This is a genomic window from Herbaspirillum robiniae (genome assembly GCF_002213415.1).
Taxonomy (GTDB): Bacteria; Pseudomonadota; Gammaproteobacteria; order Burkholderiales; family Burkholderiaceae_D; genus Herbaspirillum; species Herbaspirillum robiniae.
The window spans coordinates 276,532-297,253 of the sequence record NZ_NJGU01000007.1 but is presented as its reverse complement, the minus strand read 5'-3'; the positions used below and the strand labels follow the sequence as shown (position 1 = coordinate 297,253).

Below are 20,722 nucleotides of genomic sequence, written 5' to 3'. Positions count from 1 at the left end.
TGTTCGATTAATCGTGCAACTTGACGCCGAAGCGCAGCGCAATGCCCAGGCCCACGGCCACCAGCGTGATGTTGATGAAGGACAGCGCAGCCACCAGTTCGACGGCCCCCGCGGCCCACATGGAGACGATCATCGAACCGATCACCTCGGTGCCCGGCGAGAGCAGGTAGACGCCGGTGGAGTACTCGCGCTCGAAGATCAGGAACACCATCAGCCAGGCGCCGATCAGGCCGTAGCGCACCAGCGGGATGGTGACGTCGCGCGTGACCCGGGCGCGCGGCGCGCCGACGGCGCGGGCGGCTTCTTCCAGCTCGGGGCCGACCTGCAGCAGCGCGGTATTGATCAGGCGCAGGCCGTAGGCCAGCCACACCACCGAGTACGCCAGCCAGACCGAGAAGATGGTCGAGCGCAGCGAACGCAGCGTGGGGATGAAGCTCTCGGTCAGCCACAGCGCTACCGGGTTATCGAAGCCCTTGAGCGCCGAATCCAGCAGCGAGGGCACGAACAGGAACACCCACAGGAAGGACAGGCCGGCCAGGAGGCCCGGCACCGCGCGCGGCACCAGCACGCTGTAGTCGAGGAAGCGGGTGATGCCGTCCTGCTTGCGGTGCATGGCCAGCGCGATGGCGGTATAGCAAGCCACGGCCAGCGCGCCGCCGATGACGCCGATCAGCACCGTATTGATGATGCCGCGCACCAGCGAGGGCTGGTCCCAGACGTCGCGGAAGTTCTGCAGCGTCAGGACTTCGAGCAGGTTGACGCCGTCGCCCCAGTGCGAGACGAAGGTGCGCAGCGCGATGCCCGACAGCGGGATCACCACGGTGAAGAGCAGCCAGGCGGCGATCAGCGCGAACGCGACCCAGCGCCACTTGCCCAGCGGCAGCGCCTTCTGGCGCGCGCCCTTGCCCTTGATGGCGACGTACTTGTTGGCCGAGCGCAGCAGCCAGCGCTGCAGCATCACCAGCGGCATGGTCACCGCCACCAGGCACACGGCCACCGCCGCCATCAGGTGATAGGACGGCGTGCCCAGCTTGTTGGTCAGCTTGTAGAGATAGGTCGGCAGCACCAGGTGACCTTCCGGGTCGCCCAGCACCAGCACCAGGCCGAACACTTCGAAACCGAGGAAGAACACCAGCACGCCGGAGTAGGCCAGCGCCGGCATGATCATCGGCAGCGACACGTTCAGCGCCACCTGCAGCGGCGAGGCGCCGGCCACGCGGGCGGCTTCCTCGACGTCCGAGCCCAGGCTCTTCAGCGCGGCCGAGGCGTAGAGATAGACGTGCGGCACGTGGGTCAGGCCGGCGATGAGCACGATGCTGGGGAAGGCATAGATGTTCCACGGGTCGCCCTCGAAGCCGACCAGCGCCAGCAGGTTCTTGACCCACACCGTGTAGAAGCCGACCGGCCCCATCGACACCACGTAGCCGAAGCCGATCACCATCGGCGAGACGAAGATCGGCACCATCAGCGCCGGCGCGATCCAGGCGCGGCCCGGCAGGTCGGTGCGCACCATCAGGAAGGCCAGCATGCCGCCCAGCGGCACCGCGATCACGGTCAGGCCGGCGGCCAGCGTGAAGCCGTTGATGAAGGCCTGGCGGAAGTCCGGATCATCGAAGATGAAGCGGTAGGAATCCAGCGTCAGCTCCTTGACCGGCGCGAAGAACGGCGCCGACAGGAAGCTCTGGTAGAAGATCAGCAGCAGCGGCACGAAGATGGCCAGCGCCGCCAGCGCGACGACCAGCCCGCGCGGCCAGTTCAGGCGCAGGCGCCGCCGTGGCGGTGCTTCGGTGCTGCGCGGCAGCGATGTGGATGTTTGCATGATTCGGCTCGTGAAACCGGAACCCGCCCGGCCCTTCCCGGACGACAGGCAAAGCGGCGGCCATGGAGCCGCGGCCTTGCCCGCTCCATTGCCAGTTCCTTGATTGATGGATTGATACAACGCGCCGCGGGCTCATCCCGCGGCCAACCGCCTTACTTCTTGGCGGCGTCCTTCCACTGCTTGAGGAAGTCCAGGCGCTTCTTCTGGTCCAGGTATTCCAGCAGTTCGGTGGACACCGGCATCGGCTTGAGTGCCGCGCCCAGCTGCTTGGTCAGCTCGGCCGAAGTGGTCGCGCCGGTGACGTCGCCACGGATGGCGAACAGCTGCGCGTCATTGGCGATGATGGTCTGGCCGCGCTTGGACAGGATGTAGTCCAGCCACAGCTTGGCGGCGTTGATGTTCTTGGCCGACTTGTTGATGAAGATCACGCGCGAGAGCACCAGGTTGTAGTCCTTGGTGAAGGCCACGCCGATCGACGGATCCTTCTTGGCGCGCACCAGGGCGTAGGGGCCGAGGATGTTGTAGCCGATCAGGTTCTCGCCGGAAGAGATGCGCTCCAGCATGGTGCCGGTGGAGGACTGCACGCGCGCGGAGACGCCGCCCATGGCGCGGGCGAAGTCCCAGAATTGCGGGTTCAGCTTCAGGTCGTAGGTCATCAGCGAGAAGCCGACGCCGGACTTCTCGATGTCGTAGGTGGTGACCTTGTTCTTGTATTTGTCCAGTTTGGTGGTCAGCAGCTTGGTGAATTCGGCGTGGGTGGTCGGCACGTCGCCTTCAGGCACCAGGCGCTTGTTGTAGACGATGGCCGCCGGCTCGAAGGTGGTGCCGTAGGCGGTGTCCTTCAGGTTGGCCCAGCCCGGCACGGCGGCGGCTTCGGGCGACTTGTAGACCAGGCCGTAGCCCTCGGCCGCCAGCTTGACCTGCAGGTCCATCGAAGACGACCACATCACGTCGGCGGTGGCGCCGCCGGCGGCGGCTTCGGAGATGAAGCGGTTGTAGACCTCGGTGGAATTCATGTCGTTGTATTCGACCTTCACGCCCGGATAGAGCGCGCTGAAATCCTTGACCAGCGATTCGGCGGCCTTGGAATCGGTGGTGCTGTAGATCACGACCTTGCCTTCCTTCTTCGCGGCCTCGACGGTCTTGGCATAGTCGGCCGGATAGCCCGCCGGAATGTCGGCGCGGGCGCTGCCGATGAAAGCGACAGGCAAAGCGAGGGCGAGACCGAGCGCGACGCTCAGGCGACGTTTCTGCAACATGTGGTGATCTCCTTGATATTGAAATGAGGCTGGCTGCCGGGTGCCGAAGAACACGCCTGACGGCGTCATCGACACGTCCGGGTCAACGGACCAGCCCTAACTCCTGGGACTGCTTGCGGTACTGCGCAACGGTTTGCGCGACATAATCGGACAGCGCCTTCCCGGTCATGGCGAACGGATACAGGCCGCCGGCGCTGCGCTGCCGGTCGAAGGCCGGGTCGGCCATCACCCGGTCGAATATCTCCACCCAGCGCCGGTAATCGGCCTCCGGCGCGTGCGGGCTCATGTAGAAGCCGCGGATGATGGGCCAGACCACGTCATAGCCCTGCTCGCGCGCGGTCGGCACATCGTGCAGCGGGCCCGGCAGGCGCTGCTCGGACAGCACCGCCAGGATCCGCACCCGGCCCTCGGCGATGAAGTGCGCCGCTTCCGAGGCGTCGCCCGAGATCACCTGCACATGCCCTGCCTGCAGCGCGGCGAAGGAATCGCCGCCACCCTCGAGCGCCACGAAACGGAACTGGCGCGGCTCGATGCCGGCGCGTCCGGCCAGCATCGCCATCTTCAGCCAGTCCTGGCTGCCCACGGTGCCGGACAGGCCCACGGTGGTCGTGGCCGGATCCTTGCGGATCGCCTGCAGCAGCTCGCGCAGGCTGCGCCACGGCGCATCGCTGCGCACCGCCACCATGCCGTAATCGATGCCCACCCCGGCCACCCAGCGCACATCGCCCGTGGCGGCCTTGCCGTACTTGCCCTGCGCCAGGTTCAGCAGCGAGCCGCCGGAGAAGGTCACCAGCGTGTTCGGACCACCGCGCCGCTGCGACACCACCGAGCTCCAGGCCACCGCGCCGATGCCGCCGGGCAGATAGCTCAGCTTCACCGCCTCCTGCGTGCCTTCTTCCTTCAGCACCTTGCGCAGCATCTTGCAGGCCGCATCCATGCCGCCGCCCGGCTTGGCCGGGACGATGCATTCCACCGCGAGCGCGCACGGCGCCGCGCATGCCAGCAGGCATGCGGCGATCAGGCTGCGCGCGCGTCGGGCCGTCATGGCTTGCGCGGCGCTCAGCCGTCGATGAAGTGCGAGAACGAGTGGAACTGCGAACGGAAGTGCGTCATGGGGCGGTCTCCTGAGTATTCTTTTTTGGTGTTGGCGAATGCTACAAGAAAAGTCTTTCAGTCGGCTTTCAGTGAAGCTTTCAACGCGAAAAATATCGGCTACGCAGTTTCCGCAATTGCCATCCATGCATTTCAATCGGCGCCGCGCTTCTGTTAGCATCCGCGCTTGAGACAGTCCGGACGCGCGCGACAGCGCGCCGGCGAAGCACCGATAACATCAGAACAAGGCAGCATCATGCGCATCTTGCTGGTCGAAGACCACGTCGAACTTTCCCGCTGGCTTTCCAAGGCCCTGCAGGACGCCCATCTCACCGTGGAATGCGCGGCCACCGGCGCCGACGCCGACAGCCTGCTGCTGACCCAGGAATACGCGCTGGTGATCCTCGACCTGACGCTGCCGAAGATGGACGGCCTGGACGTATTGAAGCGCATGCGCGCGCGCGGCAGCCGCACGCCGGTGCTGATCCTGACCGCGCGCGGCGGGCTGGCCGACCGCGTGACCGGGCTCAACCTGGGCGCCGACGACTACCTCGCCAAACCCTTCGAGCTGGCCGAACTGGAAGCCCGCGTGAAGGCGCTGCTGCGCCGCACGCAGAACAACGAGGCGGTGACGGTCAGCTGCGGCGCGCTCTGCTTCGACACGGTCTCGCGCACCTTCAGCTACTTCGGCGAACTGCTGGCGCTTACGCCGCGCGAGCATGCCGTGCTGGAAGCGCTGCTGGCGCGCCACGGCCATACGGTGCCCAAGGAGAAACTGTTCCAGCAGGTGTTCTCGCTGGACGACAACGCCAGCGTCGACGCCATCGAGATCTACATCCATCGCCTGCGCAAGAAGCTGGAGAACGCCCAACCCGGCCGCGTGAACATCCTGACGCTGCGCGGCCTGGGCTACCTGCTGCAGGCGGCCTGATGCCGCAGCTCGCAGCGCGCGCCAAACTGGGCAGCCTGCGCAGCCAGCTGGTGCGCTGGCTGCTCATTCCGCTGACGCTGCTGGTGGCGGTGGACGCGGTCTCGGTCTACTACAACGCGCTGGAGGTGGCCGACCTCGCCTACGACCGCTCGCTGCTCGCCTCCACCCGCGCGCTGGCCGAGCGCGTGTCGGTGGTGGACGGCCACGTCACCGCCGACGTTCCCTATGTGGCGCTGGACAGTTTCGAGACCGATACGCTGGGCCGCATCTACTACAAGGTGACCGGCCCCGGCGGCGAACTGGTGTCGGGCTACGGCGACCTGCCGCCGGTGCCGCCGGATGTGAAGCGCTCGGAAGCCTATCCGGCACTGGTGCGCTTCTACCAGGCCGATTATCACAACCAGCCGATCCGCATCGCCGCGCTGCTGCAGCCGGTGTACGACGACAGCATGCGCGGCATCGCGCTGATCCAGGTCGGCGAAACCATGGACGCGCGCAACGGCATGACGCGCAAGATCCTGTTCGACACGCTGTGGCGCCAGGGCACGCTGGTGTCGGTGGCGGCGCTGCTGGTGTGGTTCGCGGTGCGCTTCGTGCTGCGTCCGGTGATGCAGTTGCGCGAAGAGGTGGAGTCGCGCGCGCCGACCGATCTCTCCGGCTTCGACCCGGCGCTGGTGCACAAGGAAATGCGGCCGCTGGTGCTGGCCATGAACGGCTACATGGAACGGCTGCAGACGCTGATCAACGGCCAGCGGCGCTTCATCGCCGACGCCTCGCACCAGTTGCGCACGCCGCTGACGGTGCTGAAGACACAGGCCGAGCTGACGTTGCGTGAACTGCGCCGGGACGCTGGCGCCGGCGCCAGCCACGGCGCCACCCACACCGCGATACACGACGAGATGAACGAGCTGGTGCAAGGCATGGCGCGCACCACCGACGCCACCGTGCACCTGGCCAACCGCCTGCTGACGCTGGCGCGCGCCGAACACGGCGCGGCCGAAGGCGGCACGGCGCCGTTCTCGCTGACCGACGCGGTACGGCAGGTGGCCCTGGAGCTGTCGCAACAGGCGGTGGCGCGCGGCATCGAGCCGGCCTTCGAAGGCGAAGGCGACATCCGCATCAGCGGCAACGCGCTGCTGCTGCACGAGTTGATGGTCAACCTGCTGGACAACGCCATCCGCTACACGCCCGACGGCGGGCGCATCACGCTGCGCGTGCGCGCGGCCAGCGAGCCCGGCCAACCGACCGGCGCGCTGCTGGAGGTGGAGGACAACGGCCCCGGCATCCCGGCCGCCGAGCGCGATCGCGTGTTCGAGCCCTTCTACCGCGCCGGCGCGACCCAGCACATCAATCCCTCCGGCACCGGACTGGGCCTGTCGATCGTGCGCGAGATCGCCGCGCTGCACCGCGCCGACGTCATCCTCGACCAGCCGGCGCAGGGCAGCGGACTGGTGGTGCGCATCGTCTTTCCCGGCGTGATCGAGGTGCGGTTGTGACGGCCGCTCAGTAAGTGTAGGTAACGAACAGGCTGCCCACCGGCGCCGTCTTGCGCTGCACGATGGGACTCTTGCCCGCGTCCGAGGTCAGCTGGCGCACGCCGGCTGAGACGTTGAAGGCCCACTCAGCATTGAACTTGTGGCGCCATCCCAACTCCAGCCGGTGTTCGAACAGGCCGGCCTTGGGCCGGTAGGCGGCAAAGCCCGAGGCCGCCGACTGCGATTCGCTCACGCCGTAGTAGGTGCGCATGTACTTGCCGTCGCCGAAGCTGGCGGTAAGGCCGAAGGTCAGCGTGTCGTCCTGGCCCCGGTACAGCGGCGTGGAGAACGAGAAGCGCAGCACGCTGCCGTTGTCGCGCTGGCTCAGCGGCAGCTCGGCCTGCAAGGCCAGCGCCACCCAATCCGCCGGCGCCAAGCCCACGCCCAGCAAGGCCACCGCCGAGCCCTTCACCTCCCCCATGCCGCGCAAGTAGGCGCTGCCGGTGGCGCCGGTGAGGCCGTTCTGGTCGCTGTCCTTGCGCCCCGGGCGGTAGCCCAGCGCGGCGCTGTAACGCCACATGCCGTGCTGGTTGCCGTAGCCGATGCCGCGCGCGGTGCCTGCAAAGAAACCGCCGGGCGAGACGTAGTCGAACAGCAGCGCGGCGCTGCCCGCCCGCTTGTCGGAGCCCGAATAGCGCGGACCAAAGGCGGCGCCGGCGCCCAGCGTGAGCACGCCCTCGCCCGGGGCGGCCGAAGCGAGCGCGGGGTCGACCGGCTGCGCGACGACGGGCGCGGCAGCGCCGCACAGCAGCGCCAGCGGGAACAAATGCAGCGTGCCGCGCCTGCGCAGGCGGCGGATGCGGCTCTGGGGATATTGCATGTCTGACCTTTCGTGGGGGAGAAAGAGCGCAGTATCGCCAGCCGGAATGAAGCGCCGATGAACCCGGCATGAAGGGAAAATGAAGCCGCCGCCACGCTCCGCCGGCGCCGCTCTTCATCCCCCCTTCAGCCTCACCATATACACTTGCGGGCATGAAAATCCTCCTGATAGAAGACGACCTCGACCTGGGCAACGGCGTACGCATCGCCTTGGCCGACCAGGGCTTCGATGTGGTCTGGGTGCGCCAGCAGGAAGACGCGTTGCGCCAGCTCGACGCCGGCGCCTGCGAGCTGGTGCTGCTCGACCTCGGCCTGCCCGACGGCGACGGCATGCGCATCCTGGCGCGCCTGCGTCGCGAGCGGCAGACCCTGCCGGTGATCATCCTGAGCGCGCGCGACGCGCTGGAAGACCGCCTGCGCGGCCTGGACGGCGGCGCCGACGACTACCTGGTCAAGCCCTTCGTGCTGGCCGAACTGCTCTCGCGGGTGAAAGCGCTGGCGCGACGCAGCTACGGCTTCGACGGCGAGATGCTGGAAGTGCGCGGCCTGTCGCTGCACGTGCCGACCCGACGCGTGACGGTGCGCGAGCGCGCGGTCGAATTGACCGCCAGCGAATACGCGCTGCTCAAGCTGCTGCTGGTGCGCGCCGACCGCGTGGTGACGCGCCGTGTGCTGGAAGAAGAAGCCCTGCCCGGCGCCCAGGAGAATGCCAGCAACGCGCTCGACGTCCACATGGGCAACCTGCGCCGCAAGATCGGCGACGGCTTCGTGCGCACGGTGCGCGGCGTGGGTTACGTGATCGATACCGTGGTGGCGCGCAAGGAGGCCGGGTGATGCGCGGCTGGTGGCGCCGCGTGTCAACGCCCTCGCTGGTCCGGCGCATCATGCTGGCGCAGATGCTGCTGCTCACGCTGCTGTGGTGCGCATTCCTCACCTATGTGCTGTGGGAAAGCCTGCGCAGCCCGGGCCTGCTGGCGGGCAAGAAGACCTACGACACCATCCTGGCCGTGGTCGACCAGATGGCCGACCGCCCCCAGGCCCGCTACAAGATCCTCCGGGAGATCGACCTGGCGCTGCGCGAGGACTACGGCGCCGGCGACGACCCGGCGATCTCGACCAGCCTGATCGTGCGCAGCGGCGGCCAGGTCGTCTATGCCTCCGAGGGCGCGCCGCTCAACGTGCGCAACACACATTACGACGAGGCGCAGCGCATCAGCGCCGACGGCAGCCTGTGGCGCAGCCGCACCGCGCGCTCGCCGCGTTCGGACGCGGAGGCCACGCTGGTCATGCCGGCCGACGAATGGCACTTTTTCATCCACATCAACACGCGCGGCTACTACCTGCTGCCGCTGCTGATCAGCCTGCCCTTCCTGCTGCTGCCGGCCTGGCTCTCGGTGCGCGTGGCGCTGCGCCCCTGGAGCAAGGTGGCGCGCGAAGTCGCCGCGCGCGGGCCGCAGGACCTGACGCCGCTGCAATCCATGCCCAAGCACGAGGAGCTGCGCAACATGGTCGACTGCATCAACGACCTGCTGGGGCGCGTGCGCGAGAGCGCCGAGCGCGAACGCGCCTTCATCGCCGACGCCGCGCACGAACTGCGCACGCCGCTGGCGGCCATGCGCATCAACGTCGAGGCGTTGCAGTCGCATGTCACCGACCGGCAGCAGCGCGAGCTGCTGGGTGGCATCCTCAACAGCGGCGACCGCGCCACGCGACTGGTGCGCCAGCTGCTGCTGCTCATGCGCAGTGAAACGCGCACGGCGAATCCGCGGCGCCCGGTGGCGCTGACGGCGCTGGTGCAGGAACGGCTGGCCGTGCTGTCGCCGCTGGCGGCGCGATGCTCGGTTGAACTGGAACTGGATGCGCGCGGGGAAATTCGCATCGACGGCATGCGCGAAGGCCTGGTGTCGCTGGTCGACAACCTGGTGGAAAACGCCATCAAGTACAGCCCTGCCCAGGGGCGGGTGGAAGTCGCTCTCCATGCGTCGGCGCAGGCAATCGTGCTGCGCGTCTCGGACGCCGGCCCCGGCATTGCGCCGGAACTGCGCGAACGCGTCTTCGACCGCTTCTTCCGCGACCCTGACCAGACCCAGAGCGGCAGCGGCCTGGGGCTGGCGATCGTGCAGACGGTGGCGCGCCAGCATGGCGGCAGCGTCGCGCTGGACACCTCGGCCGAGGGCGGATTGATGGTGACGGTGACGCTTGCGGCCGGCGCTGCCGCCGGCTGATGACGGGCTTAGGGTGTGCCTCAGACGCCCTGCAGGCCGTCCAGCACGCGCGCCAGCTTGAGCTTGAAATCGATGGCCGGTTCGTCGTCGCCGTCGCGGCGCTTTTCGACGCTGACCGCGTGGGTCACCATGTAGCCGGTATAGGCGGCCAGCAGGTCCTTGTTGATGTCGTCGCCGTTTTTCAGCGGCGTCCAGCCGTTGTCGCCCAGCTCCTGCATCTCGGTCGAAGCGCCGTTGAAGGACAGGCTGTAGGCCTGCGGCTTGTTCTGCTGCGCGAACCGCAGCAGGAAGTCGGCGGTGGCATTGCTCGGATGGTCGCCGGCGAACTGCGTGACGGCGCTGCCCAGCGCCGCCTTGCGCTCGATCTCGGCAGCCGACAGGCGAGCGCTGATGCGCGCCGACAGCGCCGGGTTGGCGGCCATCACCGACTGGAATGTCGCATCGCGCACGTCGTCGGCAAGCTGCGGGCCATTGGCGCCGGCCACGATGCGCATGACCGGCGGCGCCGAGATGCCCGCCGCCTGCAGCGCGGCGTTGAGGTCGGACGCCAGCGTGTCGCCGGAGGCGGCCCCGGCCTGCGAGGTCTGCGCCGCGTTCTGCAGGATCTGCTGGAATACCGACAGCGTGCCGCCGGCGCCTGCCGTGGTGTTGCCGGTGGTGGTGGTTTGGCCTGTCTGGGTGATTGCGCCGATCATCTTGTTCTTCCCGTTGTTGTTCCCCGAGTGGCATGACGCCCGGCCGCTTGTAGCGGCCCGAGCACGAATTGTGAACCGCTTCGTCTCGCCGGAGCGAGGGGAACAGACGCCTTTTTCACCCGGTCTTCCCTCCGTGCAACATTCGTCCGCCAGCAGGCAAGCGCTTGCTGTGGTTCAATGACGCATCCCATTTCGCATGCGGTGAAGGAATGTCGCTACCCCTGCTGAAACTCCCCTCCCTGGACCTGTTGCGCGGCTTCGTCGCCGCCGGACGCCGCATGAGCATTACGCTGGCGGCGCAAGACCTGTGCCTGACGCAGTCGGCCGTGAGCCGCCAGATCCATGCGCTGGAGGAATTCATGGGAGTGCGTCTGCTGGTGCGCGGCCACCGCTCGATCGCCTTCACTGCCGAGGGCGAACGGCTGTTTCGCAGCGCCGACGCGGTGCTGCAGCAGTTGCAGGATGTGCTGGGAGAATTGCGCGCCGGGCAGGCCGCGCGGCCGGTGACGGTCACCGCCAGCATCGGGGTGACCGGGCTATGGCTGCTGCCGCGCCTGAGCCGCCTGCAGCAGCGCCTGCCCGGCATCGACGTGCGGGTGGCCGCCAGCGACAGCCTGGCCGACCTGCGCCATGACGGCATCGACCTGGCGATCCGCTATACCACCGAGGCCGGCGCGCCGCCGGGCGCGCGTCGACTGTTCGGCGAATCCGTGGCGCCGGTGGCGCATCCGCTGCTGCTGGCAAAATCGGGCAAGAAAGCGGCCCCGGCCTCCTTGCTGGCCGACGCGCCGCTGCTGGAATTCGACCATCCCAGCCCCTGGCTGCAGTGGCAGCAATGGCAGGACTGGACCGTGCTGGCCGCGGGCGGCAAGCGCGGCATGCTGCGCTTCAACCAGTACGACCTGGTGATCCGCGCCGCGCTGGCCGGCCAGGGCGTGGCGCTGGGCCGCATCGAACTGATCCGCCCGCTACTGGAAAGCGGGCAACTGGCCATGCTGGCCGAACCCCGCGCGCAGGCCGAGGATGGCCATGCCTACTGGCTGCTCCAGACCGAAGCCGAACCGCGGCGCGAGGTGTTGCAGGTGGCCGAGTGGATCTGCGCGGAGGCGCAAAACTGAAGCGCCGTCGGATTCATGGGCGGCAGCAGGCCAGCGCGTCGTCCAGCCGGTCGTTGCCCCAGAACATCTCGCGTCCGACGAAGAAGGTCGGCGCGCCGAACACCCCGCGCCAGCGCGCCGCCGCGGTCTGCGCCCGCAGGCGGGCGCGCCATTGCTCGGACTGGGCTTCTTCCCAGATGTGCTCGGCCGGCAGGTCCATGCCGCGCAGTATTTCCAGCGTCGTCTCAGGGCGGTCGATGTCGCGGTCTTCGGCGAAATTGAGCTGCATCACCCGGCGGCAGAATTCGCCGACCCAGGGCCGCCCGGCGTTGGCCAGCGCCACGCGCGTGGGCGGCACCGCCGCGCGCGGGAAGCGGCTCGGCTGGCGCCATGGCAGGCCGTACTTGCGGCACTGGCGCTGCATGTCCTTCCAGGCGTATTCGCCCTTCTCCTTCTGCAGCACGAATGGCGAGGTGCTCCAGCCCAGCGCCTGGAACACCGGTCCCAGCAGGAAGGGTTTCCACTGCACCACGACGCCGGCCTTGGCCGCCTCGGCTTCGATGCGCATCATGCTGAGGTAGCTGTAGCTGCTGCCGAAATCGAACCAGAACTCGATGGCCGGCGCGCTCATGCGTGCACCACCAGGCAACGCAGTTCTATGCTCTGGCGCAGCGGCGCGCCGGGCGGGATCCGCGGCAGGTCGAAGGCGGCGTGCGGCGTGAAGCGCGCCACGCCCTGCGTGCGCGAATCGTACTGCTTGAACAGCAGCGCCTCATGCCGGTCCATGCGCGAAAAATAGGACCAGCGGTGATGCCCGGCATGGCGCAGCTGGTAGATCTCGCCGGTGCGTTTGGGATAGCGCACCTCGCCGCACACCAGCTCCTCGGGCCGCACGCTGCGCGCGTCGCACACCGCCAGCGGCGTGTCCTGCACCGGCCCGTTGATGGAGCGCCAGATATTGATGATGGAAAAATGCTGCACGAACGGCAGCAGGTCGGAGTCGCGCAGCAGCAGCGCCAGGCGTCGCCGCCCGGACTGCTCCGTGTAGTCGTTGTGGATGCGGCCGTTGGCCGCCGGCAGCCCGCCCGGCGCCTTGCGGCCGAAGCTCAGCGCGGCGCGGTCGGCTTCGCGCCGCCGCACCAGGTGGTCGAATACGTAGGCATGGGTGCCGCCGGTGGCCTGCAGGGCCAGCTCGACGGCCTCGGCGTAGTAAGCCGATACGATCTCGCCCTCGTCGGCGAAGTCGCGCACCGCCGTCGGCGCATCGGCCAGCAGGAAGCCGTTGCCGTCCAGCGCATGGCCCGGTTCGCCGCGGGCATCGGCGATGAAGCAGGAGCGCGCCTCATACGCGGCGCTTTCCCACGCTTGTCCCGGCGGCGGCGGATAGGCGTAGCTGACGGGCAGCACGGCCTGGTCGGCCAGGTAGCTCAGCGCGGCGGTGACGCCGGCCGGCTGCGGTTGATGAACGGCATGGATCGCTTGGGCTGGCATGGCTGGCTCCTGGCAAAAGTGCGGTAGGAGCATTGAAGCATCCGCCACGGGACACGCTCAAACGAGATTTGCGCCGCTTCGCATGTATGCCGCGCATGCGAAGGAGCCGTGGCCATGCGCTGCGCGGCACTTTTCCGTTACGCTGGCCGTCACTCCTGCCGGGACACCACCAGGTCGAGCCGCGGCAGCAGCGCGGCCGCCCGCGCGCGGTCGACCTCGCTCATGCCGGATTGCGTGGCGAAGAAACGCTCGGCCAGGCGGTACTCGAGATACGCCTCGGCCTTCATGTCCACCGTCGCCCGGGCCGCGGCGACGCCGTCCGCCGCCACCTCCACCGCATGCAGGCCGGGGCGCAGCTTCAGCCGCGCGAAACTCTGCGGACCGAGTTCGGCGACAAGCGCGCCATCCAGGTAGACCCGCGCCTTCACGCTGCGCTGCTGCGCGTAAGGACGGGCCACGTAGAGATAGCCGAAGCCTTCCGGCGCGGCCACCTGCCGCCTGGCCTCGTCCTCATGCGCATCGTCGTGCACCGGCACGGCGGCGCACCGGCCCGACTGCTGCAGGATGGTGCACGCCACGGTGTCCGGCGCCGGGGTGGCGCAGGCCGACGCCAGCAGCGCCAGGCCGGCGACGCAGAGGCATTTTCCCAATGAACGGGGATGGTTTTTTCCCATGACAGGTAGCTCCTCTTGGTGACGGCCATCAGCTCGCGGATGAACGCCGGGCCCAGAATTTCCAGAACGGCGCGCGCGCGGAAGCGGCGGCCGCCCCGCTTTCATCTTCATCGCCCGCATGCGCCAGCCGGTACAGCACCGGCAGCACCAGCAGCGTCAGGGCGGTCGACGACAGGATGCCGCCGATCACCACGGTGGCCAGCGGGCGCTGCACCTCGGCGCCGGTGCCGGTGGCCAGCGCCATCGGCACGAAGCCCAGCGAAGCCACCAGCGCCGTCATCAGCACCGGGCGCAGCCGCGTCATCGCGCCCTCGTGGATGGCCTCATCCAGCGTGCGGCCTTCCTCGCGCAGGCTGCGGATGAAGGAAATCATCACCAGCCCGTTGAGCACCGCCACGCCGGACAAGGCGATGAACCCCACCGCCGCGGAAATCGACATCGGGATGCCGCGCATGGCCAGCGCCAGGATGCCGCCGGTCAGCGCGAACGGAATGCCGGTGAAGACCAGCAGCCCGTCCTTGACGTTGTTGAACATGGCGAACAGCAGCACGAACACCATCAGCAGCGCCACCGGGATGACGATCTGCAGCCGCTGCGTGGCCGATTGCAGGTTCTCGAACTGGCCGCCCCAGGTGGTCCAGTAGCCGGACGGCACTTTCACCTGCGCCTGCAGCTGCCGCTCGGCCTCGGCCACGAAGGAGCCCAGGTCGCGGCCGCGCACGTTGGCGCTGACCACGATGCGGCGCTTGCCGTCTTCGCGGCTGACCTGGTTCGGCCCCGGCGCCACGGTGAGCTGCGCCACCTCGCCCAGCGGCAGGTAGCTGGTACGGGTCGCGCCCTCCTGCAGCGGCAAGGCGAGCGGCAGGCGGCGGATCGCCTCGAGGTCGGCGCGCGCCTGCTCGGGCAGGCGCACCACGATGGCGAAGCGGCGGTCGCCCTGGAACAGCGTGCCGGCCTCCTTGCCGCCCACGGCGGTGGCGACCGTCTCCTGGATGTCGGACACGTTGAGCCCGTAGCGGGCCGCCTTCTGGCGATCGATGTCGACCGTCAGCATGGGCAGGCCGGTGGTCTGCTCAATCTTCACCTCGGTGGCGCCGGGTACCTTCTCCAGCACCGCAGAGATCTTCGCGGCGGTGTCGTTGAGCACCTCCATGTCGTCGCCGAACACCTTCACGGCCACGTCGCTGCGCACGCCGGAAATGAGCTCGTTGAAGCGCAGCTGGATCGGCTGCGAGAACTCGTAGCTGTTGCCGGGGATTTTCGCCACTTCCGCCTGGATGGCCGCCAGCAGTGCGTCGCGGCTCTTCTTCGGCGTGGGCCATTGGCTCTCGGGTTTCAGCATGATGTAGCCGTCGGAGATGTTCGGCGGCATCGGGTCTGACGCCACCTCGGCCGTGCCGGTGCGCGCAAAGACGCGCTCCACTTCGGGGAATTTCTGCTTGAGCGTCTTCTCGATCTGTTTTTGCATCTCGACCGACTGACTCAGGCTGGTGCCGGGAATGCGCAAGGCCTGGATGGCCATGTCGCCCTCATTCAGGCTGGGCACGAACTCGGCCCCCAGCCGGGTGGCCAGCGCCGCGCACACCACGATCAGCGCGGCGGCGAACACCAGCACCACCGGCTTGCCGCGCATGGCCATGTCGAGCGCCGGACGATACAGGCGCTTGGCGCGGGCCATCAGGAAGTTCTCCTTCTCCGACACGCGCTCGCCGATGAAGAGCGCGATGGCGGCCGGGATGAAGGTCACCGACAGGATCATGGCGCCGATCAGCGCGGCCACCACGGTGAAGGCCATGGGCTGGAACATCTTGCCCTCCACGCCGGTCAGGGCGAACATCGGCAGGTACACGATCATGATGATCAGCTGGCCGAACAGCAGCGGGCGGCGCGCCTCCCTGGCGGCGGCGAAGACCTCGTGGAAACGCTCGCTGCGCGTGAGCGTGCGGCCGTGGTGCTCCTGCGCGTGGGCCAGTCGCCGCACGCAGTTCTCCACGATCACCACCGCGCCGTCGATGATGATGCCGAAGTCGAGCGCGCCCAGGCTCAGCAGGTTGGCGCTGACCTTGTTGGACACCATGCCGGTAAACGTGAACAGCATGGCCAGCGGAATCACGGTGGCGGTGATCACCGCCGCGCGGATGTTGCCGAGGAAGACGAACAGCACCGCGATCACCAGGATCGCGCCTTCCACCAGGTTCTTCTTCACCGTGGCGATGGCCTTGTCCACCAGCACGGTGCGGTCGTAGACGGTCACCGCCTCGACGCCTTCAGGCAGCGTGCGGTTGATCTCCTTCATCTTCGCGTCGACCGCCTGCGAGACCTTGCGGCTGTTCTCGCCGATCAGCATGAAGACGGTGCCCAGCACCACCTCGCGCCCGTTCTCGGTGGCCGCGCCGGTGCGCAGCTCGCGGCCGATGTCGACCTCGGCCACGTCGCGCACGCGGATGGGCACGCCCTTGACGCTGGCCAGCACGATGTTGCCGATGTCTTCGGCCGAAGCGACCTGGCCCGGCGCGCGGATCAGGTATTGCTCGCCGCGCCGCTCGATGTAGCCGGCGCCGACGTTGCCGTTGTTCTTGTCGATGGCGCGCACCACGGTGTCCATGGTCATGCCGTAGGACGCCAGCCGCTCGGCCGAGGGCGCCACCAGGTATTGCCTGGCGAAGCCGCCGATGGTGTTGATCTCGGTCACGCCCGGCACCAGGCGCAGCTGCGGCTTGATGACCCAGTCCTGGATCTCGCGCAGGTCGGTGGCGCTATAGGGCGTGCCGTCGGGCTTGCGCGCGTCGTCCCTGGCTTCGACCGTCCACAGGTAGATCTCGCCCAGGCCGGTGGAGATCGGCCCCATGCCGGGATCGATGCCGGCGGGCAGCTGGCTCCTGGCCTGCTGGATGCGTTCGTTGACCAGCTGGCGGGCGAAGTAGATGTCGGTGCCGTCCTTGAAGATGACGGTGACCTGCGACAGGCCGTAGCGCGACAGCGAGCGGACCTGCTCCAGGTTGGGCAGGCCGGACATCACGGTCTCGATGGGATAGCTGATGCGCTGCTCGGTCTCCAGCGGCGAGTAACCCGGCGCCGAAGTGTTGATCTGCACCTGCACGTTGGTGATGTCGGGCACGGCGTCGATCGGCAGCTTCTGGTAGCTGTAGACGCCGTAGGCGCCCATGCCCAGCACGGCGAGCAGAACCAGCCAGCGGTGCTCGATGGCGAAGCGGATGATGCGTTCAAACATGATTGTGGCCTCTCTCGGAATCGCTGCGCTCAGTGGCTGTGTTCGGCCGAGCCCTTGCCCAGCTCGGCCTTGATGGCGAAGCTGCCGGCGGCGGCGTATTCGGCGCCGGCCTCCAGGCCGGACCTGATTTCGACGAAGCGGCCGTCGCTGCGTCCGGTCTCGACCTCCTGCGCGGCGAACCCGCCGGGCACGCGCACGAAGACCACGCTCTTGCCGTCCACGCTCTGGATGGCGTCGGCCGCCACCGCGACGGCGGCCTGCGTCTCGTCGCCGACGATCTCGACCGACACGAACAGGCCGGGACGCCAGCTGTCGTCGGGATTGGGCAGCACCACGTGGGCCTTGGCGGTGCGGGTCTGCTCGCCGATCAGCGCGCCGACATAGGAAATCCGGCCGCCGGCGGAAAAGTCGAAGGCGGTGGCGCGCACGACGGCCTGGCCGCCCACGCGCACCGCCCGCATGTCCTTGGGCGATACGACGATCTCGGCCCAGACGCTGGGGAGATCCGAGATCAGGAAGACGTTCGCATCCTCGCGAACCGCCTCGCCCAGGCCGAGGTGCTTCTCGACCACCACGCCGTCGAAGGGCGCGCGGATCTCGTAGCGGTTCAGACTGCCGGCCGCACCGGCACTACTGCCGGTGGCGCCGATGGCGCGCAGCTTCTGCCGCGCATTGCGCACGGCCACTTCCGATTCGCGCAGGCTCGCTTGCGCCTGCAGGTAATCCTGTTCGGCGGAAATCTTCTGCTCCCACAGGTGCTTCTCGCGCTGGTAGGCGCTCCTGGCCAGCGCCAGGCGCTGTTCGGCATTGAGCAGCTCGGAGCGCTGTTCGGACACCGCGCTGCTGCTGATGACGGCCAGCACCTGGCCCTTCTTCACCTTCTGCCCGAGGTTGGCCGAGACCGACTCGACGATGCCGGCCACCTGCGGCACTACGTGCGCGGTGCGGTCCTCGTTGAAGCGAATCTCGCCGGGCAGCTGCAGGCTGCTGTTCATCTTCATTGCGCCGGCGGTCTTGAGGACGATGCCGGCAGCGGCTATCTGCTCCTTGCCGAGTTCGATCTTGCCCTCCTCTTTGGAGAACGTGAATTCCTGCGCGCCGGCCGGCGAGGACGCCGAGAACCGGATGTCGAACAGGTGCGGCTCCCCGATCGCCGCACCCGCCTTCAGGGCGTCGCCGGCCGGCTGGAACTGCAATGCTTCGGCGCCCTTGCCGGGGCGCTGCAGGGTCGCCGCCAGCTTCACGGCGCCCGGCGCCAGCGCCTGCCCGTCGCGGTAGGCATAGACGCTGAGCGCACCGTCGCTCTCCGACAGCAGCACTTCGTAGGATGAAGCGCCGTCGCGGTACAGGGCGCCGCCATGCGGCCCCTTGGCCGGCGCCGCGGCGTGGTGTTCGTCGCCGCCGTGGCTGTCTGCGTCCTGATGCGCGTCGCGCTTGTTTTCGCCGTGATGCTCGCGGTCGCCGTGGCCGCCTTCTTCACGATGGGACGCCGCTGCCGCGCCGTCCCCGCCGGCCTTGCCGCCCAGCAGGGCGACGGCGCACAGCAGCGCCGCCACGGCCAGGATCGCCGCGATGGCGAGTTTCTGTTTTTTGCTCATGTCTGTTCTCACTCGGATGTGGGTGTGTCGGCGCCGGCCAGGCGATCGAGGTCGGCGGTGGCCTGGAATGCGGTCGACAGCGCTTTCCAGTACTGCGCCTTGGCCTGGAAGTAGGTGCGCTGCGCGTCAAGGACGTCGAGGAAAGCGAATTTCCCCAGCTCGAAGCCGGTGCGCGCGGCCTGGTAGGCGCTGTACGCGCCGGGCACGATCTCGTCGCGCAGCGCGGCGGTTTCTTCCCGGGCGTTGCGCAGGCGCTCATAGCCTTGGGCGGCGTCGCCCTGCGCCTGCAGCTCGGCGGCGGACAACTCGTCGCGCGCCTTGTCGACGCGCCTGAGCGCTTCCAGCTCGTTGCCGCGGTTGCTGTCGAAGACCGGGATCGGGACGGAGAACCCGACCACCCACATGTTGCGCGCCGCCTCTTCGTCGCGCTTGTTGCCCAGGCTCAGCGTCAGGTCGGGCGTGCGCTTGCTGGTCTCCACCCTGGCCAGCGCTTGCCGGCGCTCGACCTCCAGCCGGGCCAGCCGCACCGCCGGGCCGGCCGCGACCTTGCCGGTCAGCTCGGCGATGGGCGGCAGTTCCGGCAGGGCTTCGGCGCCGCCCGCGGACAACTGGAACGCGCCGTCGGCGGCGCCCCAGAAGGCGGCCAGCTTTCTCCTGGCCAGCGTCAGTTCGCTGTCGGCCTGGCTCAGCTCCAGCTGCGCGCCGGCTTGCGCGACCCGGGCCTTGGTGTGTTCGACCGGGGAGATCTTGCCGGCCATGACGCGGCGCTCGGCCATGCCGGAAGAAGTCCTGGCAAGACCCGCCAGCTCCGCCGCCAGGCGCCGGCGCTCGCCGGCGATCATGACTTCATAATAGGCGGCCGTCAGGCTCGCGCGCAGCTCGCCGCGCCTGGCCGCGTAGTCCAGCAAGGCCATGTCGCGCGCGCGCTGGGCCGCCTCGATGCGGGCACTGCGCTTGCCGCCCAGCTCGATAGGCTGGTTGATCTGGTAGGTCGTGGTGCGGGTCGCTTTGCGGGTGTCTTCCAGCAAGGCAGAAAACTCGGGATTGGGCCGCGCCCCGGCCTGGATGATGGTGGCCTCCATGGCCGCGATCTCATGGCGTGCGGCGGCCAGCGTGTGGTTGCGTTCGAACGCCAGGGCGATTGCCGCGGGCAGCGACAGTGCCGGCGACTGCGGCTGCGGCGGGATTGCCGCGGCGTCGGTAACAAGGGGGGCAATAGGTCCAGGCGCGCCGGATTGCGCCTGGCTGGCGCCGGCCGCAAACACGGCCAGCGCCAGCAGATAGCTGTGCCGATACATCGAATTCTCCAGTGAAAGATGGCGAATCCGGCGAGAGCAGGCAGGTGGTGAATGTCCTCGCCGGGCTAGGCGGCGAGCGTCCAGTTGGGCTTGTCAGGCCCGTCGGCGATGTGGGAGGCGGGATGGTGCGAACGCGGCGGCAGGGCCTTCTGTTGCGTGCCCGACGGCGTGGCCATGGCGGCGCTGCGCAGTTGCATGGGTTTCATGCAGGAAAAATGGCACAGGGAACAGCCGGCGTCGCAGTCGCCTGACGGCGAGCTTGACGGCGCGTCCTGTTTTTCGGCGTTGTCAGCCTTGCCAGCCTTGTCGGCGGCGTGCTCGTGATGCGCCAGGTGCGAGGGCGTGCGATCCTGTTCCGCCTGGCAATAGCCCGCCATTGCCGCCCAGGAGAGCTGCAGCGGCAACAACAAGGCCAGCAGGAAGATCAGCGCGCGCATCGTGTCATCGTTGGTGACGGTTGGCCATCGTTGGCAATGGTTGGCGGTCATCGGCAACCGCGCCCGGTACGGCGGCAGCCGGCCTTGCAGCCGGCGACCGTGGCGTCGTGATGCGGCATCGGCATCAGACGGCGGCGATTATGCCCCGTTGTACAGCGAAGAGTCAAAGGCCTTGCCTTGCGCCGGGCTGCCGGTCGCGCTCGGCTTGGGGCCCTGCGCCTTGGCCGGCTCGCCCAGGCGGGCGGCTTCCAGCTCGGCGCGCACGTCGGCGCGGGTCTTGGTGCTCTCGAACTTGATGACCGGATAGTTGTTGCGGGCGTTCAGGTTGGCCCGGTCGCGTTCGGCGTCGGTCCTGACGGTGTTTTGCGCGAAGGCCGATACCGAGAAGGCGGCCACCAGGGCGGCGCAGACGATTTGCAAAGTTTTCATGCCAGTTCTCCTAGAATGGAAGTTCAGAAAGAGACGCCCGTCACGGGCGCCGCCGAGCGCCGCTTGCTTGGGTGGCGCATCGTTGAGTGAA

General features: G+C 68.3%; 18 protein-coding genes. 5 read left to right on the top strand and 13 right to left on the bottom strand.

Annotation, left to right across the window (positions count from 1 at the left end):
* Positions 1-7 precede the first annotated feature (7 nt).
* The 3 genes from CEJ42_RS15005 to CEJ42_RS14995 all read right to left on the bottom strand — a co-directional run bounded on the left by CEJ42_RS15005 (position 8) and on the right by CEJ42_RS14995 (position 4,123).
* The gene (locus tag CEJ42_RS15005) at positions 8-1,819 is read right to left on the bottom strand and encodes an ABC transporter permease (protein WP_088751621.1); all 1,812 of its coding nucleotides are present in this window, start codon (positions 1,817-1,819) and stop codon (positions 8-10) included.
* 152 nt (positions 1,820-1,971) lie between these two features.
* Positions 1,972-3,078, bottom strand: a complete 1,107-nt coding sequence (locus CEJ42_RS15000) for an ABC transporter substrate-binding protein (RefSeq protein WP_088751620.1) — start codon at positions 3,076-3,078, stop codon at positions 1,972-1,974.
* Between the two features lie 82 nt (positions 3,079-3,160).
* Positions 3,161-4,123, bottom strand: a complete 963-nt coding sequence (locus CEJ42_RS14995; protein WP_079217715.1) for a tripartite tricarboxylate transporter substrate binding protein — start codon at positions 4,121-4,123, stop codon at positions 3,161-3,163.
* Positions 4,124-4,426: 303 nt separating this feature from the next.
* Between CEJ42_RS14995 and CEJ42_RS14990 the strand changes: the two genes are divergently transcribed.
* Together CEJ42_RS14990 and CEJ42_RS14985 are read left to right on the top strand one after the other, a co-directional pair.
* The gene (locus CEJ42_RS14990) at positions 4,427-5,101 is read left to right on the top strand and encodes a response regulator (RefSeq protein ID WP_079217714.1); all 675 of its coding nucleotides are present in this window, start codon (positions 4,427-4,429) and stop codon (positions 5,099-5,101) included.
* Complete coding sequence (locus tag CEJ42_RS14985) at positions 5,101-6,597, top strand: sensor histidine kinase (protein WP_088751619.1); 1,497 nt, start codon at positions 5,101-5,103, stop codon at positions 6,595-6,597. The genes CEJ42_RS14990 and CEJ42_RS14985 overlap by 1 nt, the downstream gene beginning before the upstream one ends.
* Positions 6,598-6,604: 7 nt before the next feature.
* Here the strand turns inward: CEJ42_RS14985 and CEJ42_RS14980 are convergent, their stop codons facing one another.
* A complete protein-coding gene (locus CEJ42_RS14980; RefSeq protein ID WP_207760430.1) occupies positions 6,605-7,456 on the bottom strand; it encodes a MipA/OmpV family protein in 852 nt (283 codons plus the stop codon).
* Between the two features lie 152 nt (positions 7,457-7,608).
* On the opposite strand from CEJ42_RS14980, the gene CEJ42_RS14975 reads away from it, so the two are divergent.
* Together CEJ42_RS14975 and CEJ42_RS14970 are read left to right on the top strand one after the other, a co-directional pair.
* Positions 7,609-8,289, top strand: a complete 681-nt coding sequence (locus CEJ42_RS14975) for a response regulator (RefSeq protein WP_079217712.1) — start codon at positions 7,609-7,611, stop codon at positions 8,287-8,289.
* A 20-nt stretch (positions 8,290-8,309) separates the two neighbouring features.
* On the top strand, positions 8,310-9,680 hold the full coding sequence (locus tag CEJ42_RS14970) for a sensor histidine kinase (protein WP_237772404.1): 1,371 nt from the start codon (positions 8,310-8,312) through the stop codon (positions 9,678-9,680).
* 20 nt (positions 9,681-9,700) lie between these two features.
* Here the strand turns inward: CEJ42_RS14970 and CEJ42_RS14965 are convergent, their stop codons facing one another.
* Positions 9,701-10,375, bottom strand: a complete 675-nt coding sequence (locus CEJ42_RS14965) for a hypothetical protein (RefSeq protein WP_088751618.1) — start codon at positions 10,373-10,375, stop codon at positions 9,701-9,703.
* Positions 10,376-10,584: 209 nt separating this feature from the next.
* Here CEJ42_RS14965 and CEJ42_RS14960 point away from each other — a divergent pair, with 209 nt between their 5' ends.
* Complete coding sequence (locus tag CEJ42_RS14960; RefSeq protein WP_088751617.1) at positions 10,585-11,493, top strand: LysR substrate-binding domain-containing protein; 909 nt, start codon at positions 10,585-10,587, stop codon at positions 11,491-11,493.
* 13 nt (positions 11,494-11,506) lie between these two features.
* Here CEJ42_RS14960 and CEJ42_RS14955 read toward each other — a convergent pair whose 3' ends face one another.
* The 8 genes from CEJ42_RS14955 to CEJ42_RS14920 all read right to left on the bottom strand — a co-directional run bounded on the left by CEJ42_RS14955 (position 11,507) and on the right by CEJ42_RS14920 (position 20,631).
* A complete protein-coding gene (locus CEJ42_RS14955; protein ID WP_088751616.1) occupies positions 11,507-12,103 on the bottom strand; it encodes a 2-hydroxychromene-2-carboxylate isomerase in 597 nt (198 codons plus the stop codon).
* On the bottom strand, positions 12,100-12,963 hold the full coding sequence (locus CEJ42_RS14950) for a CmcJ/NvfI family oxidoreductase (protein ID WP_088751615.1): 864 nt from the start codon (positions 12,961-12,963) through the stop codon (positions 12,100-12,102). The genes CEJ42_RS14955 and CEJ42_RS14950 overlap by 4 nt, the downstream gene beginning before the upstream one ends.
* 149 nt (positions 12,964-13,112) lie before the next feature.
* On the bottom strand, positions 13,113-13,637 hold the full coding sequence (locus tag CEJ42_RS14945; protein ID WP_129587740.1) for a hypothetical protein: 525 nt from the start codon (positions 13,635-13,637) through the stop codon (positions 13,113-13,115).
* A 28-nt stretch (positions 13,638-13,665) separates the two neighbouring features.
* Entirely contained in the window at positions 13,666-16,869 is a 3,204-nt protein-coding gene (locus CEJ42_RS14940) for a CusA/CzcA family heavy metal efflux RND transporter (RefSeq protein WP_088751613.1), read from the bottom strand.
* A gap of 29 nt (positions 16,870-16,898) precedes the next feature.
* Positions 16,899-18,467 carry an efflux RND transporter periplasmic adaptor subunit gene (locus CEJ42_RS14935; RefSeq protein ID WP_207760429.1) on the bottom strand — a complete coding sequence of 523 codons (1,569 nt, stop codon included), beginning with the start codon at positions 18,465-18,467 and terminating at the stop codon, positions 16,899-16,901.
* An 8-nt stretch (positions 18,468-18,475) separates the two neighbouring features.
* A complete protein-coding gene (locus CEJ42_RS14930) occupies positions 18,476-19,765 on the bottom strand; it encodes a TolC family protein (protein ID WP_088751612.1) in 1,290 nt (429 codons plus the stop codon).
* A gap of 65 nt (positions 19,766-19,830) precedes the next feature.
* A complete protein-coding gene (locus tag CEJ42_RS25395; protein WP_088751611.1) occupies positions 19,831-20,202 on the bottom strand; it encodes a cobalt transporter in 372 nt (123 codons plus the stop codon).
* A gap of 138 nt (positions 20,203-20,340) precedes the next feature.
* Complete coding sequence (locus CEJ42_RS14920) at positions 20,341-20,631, bottom strand: DUF4148 domain-containing protein (protein ID WP_088751610.1); 291 nt, start codon at positions 20,629-20,631, stop codon at positions 20,341-20,343.
* Positions 20,632-20,722: the final 91 nt, after the last annotated feature.

Coding starts and splice junctions, on each gene's coding strand:
- CEJ42_RS14940 (WP_088751613.1), bottom strand. CDS start 16,869: ATGTTTGAACGCATCATCCGCTTCGCCATCGAGCACCGCTGGCTGGTT.
- CEJ42_RS14945 (WP_129587740.1), bottom strand. CDS start 13,637: ATGGGAAAAAACCATCCCCGTTCATTGGGAAAATGCCTCTGCGTCGCC.
- CEJ42_RS14965 (WP_088751618.1), bottom strand. CDS start 10,375: ATGATCGGCGCAATCACCCAGACAGGCCAAACCACCACCACCGGCAAC.
- CEJ42_RS14985 (WP_088751619.1), top strand. CDS start 5,101: ATGCCGCAGCTCGCAGCGCGCGCCAAACTGGGCAGCCTGCGCAGCCAG.
- CEJ42_RS14960 (WP_088751617.1), top strand. CDS start 10,585: ATGTCGCTACCCCTGCTGAAACTCCCCTCCCTGGACCTGTTGCGCGGC.
- CEJ42_RS15005 (WP_088751621.1), bottom strand. CDS start 1,819: ATGCAAACATCCACATCGCTGCCGCGCAGCACCGAAGCACCGCCACGG.
- CEJ42_RS14950 (WP_088751615.1), bottom strand. CDS start 12,963: ATGCCAGCCCAAGCGATCCATGCCGTTCATCAACCGCAGCCGGCCGGC.
- CEJ42_RS14930 (WP_088751612.1), bottom strand. CDS start 19,765: ATGTATCGGCACAGCTATCTGCTGGCGCTGGCCGTGTTTGCGGCCGGC.
- CEJ42_RS14980 (WP_207760430.1), bottom strand. CDS start 7,456: ATGCAATATCCCCAGAGCCGCATCCGCCGCCTGCGCAGGCGCGGCACG.
- CEJ42_RS14995 (WP_079217715.1), bottom strand. CDS start 4,123: ATGACGGCCCGACGCGCGCGCAGCCTGATCGCCGCATGCCTGCTGGCA.
- CEJ42_RS25395 (WP_088751611.1), bottom strand. CDS start 20,202: ATGCGCGCGCTGATCTTCCTGCTGGCCTTGTTGTTGCCGCTGCAGCTC.
- CEJ42_RS14935 (WP_207760429.1), bottom strand. CDS start 18,467: ATGAGCAAAAAACAGAAACTCGCCATCGCGGCGATCCTGGCCGTGGCG.
- CEJ42_RS14975 (WP_079217712.1), top strand. CDS start 7,609: ATGAAAATCCTCCTGATAGAAGACGACCTCGACCTGGGCAACGGCGTA.
- CEJ42_RS14955 (WP_088751616.1), bottom strand. CDS start 12,103: ATGAGCGCGCCGGCCATCGAGTTCTGGTTCGATTTCGGCAGCAGCTAC.
- CEJ42_RS14990 (WP_079217714.1), top strand. CDS start 4,427: ATGCGCATCTTGCTGGTCGAAGACCACGTCGAACTTTCCCGCTGGCTT.
- CEJ42_RS15000 (WP_088751620.1), bottom strand. CDS start 3,078: ATGTTGCAGAAACGTCGCCTGAGCGTCGCGCTCGGTCTCGCCCTCGCT.
- CEJ42_RS14920 (WP_088751610.1), bottom strand. CDS start 20,631: ATGAAAACTTTGCAAATCGTCTGCGCCGCCCTGGTGGCCGCCTTCTCG.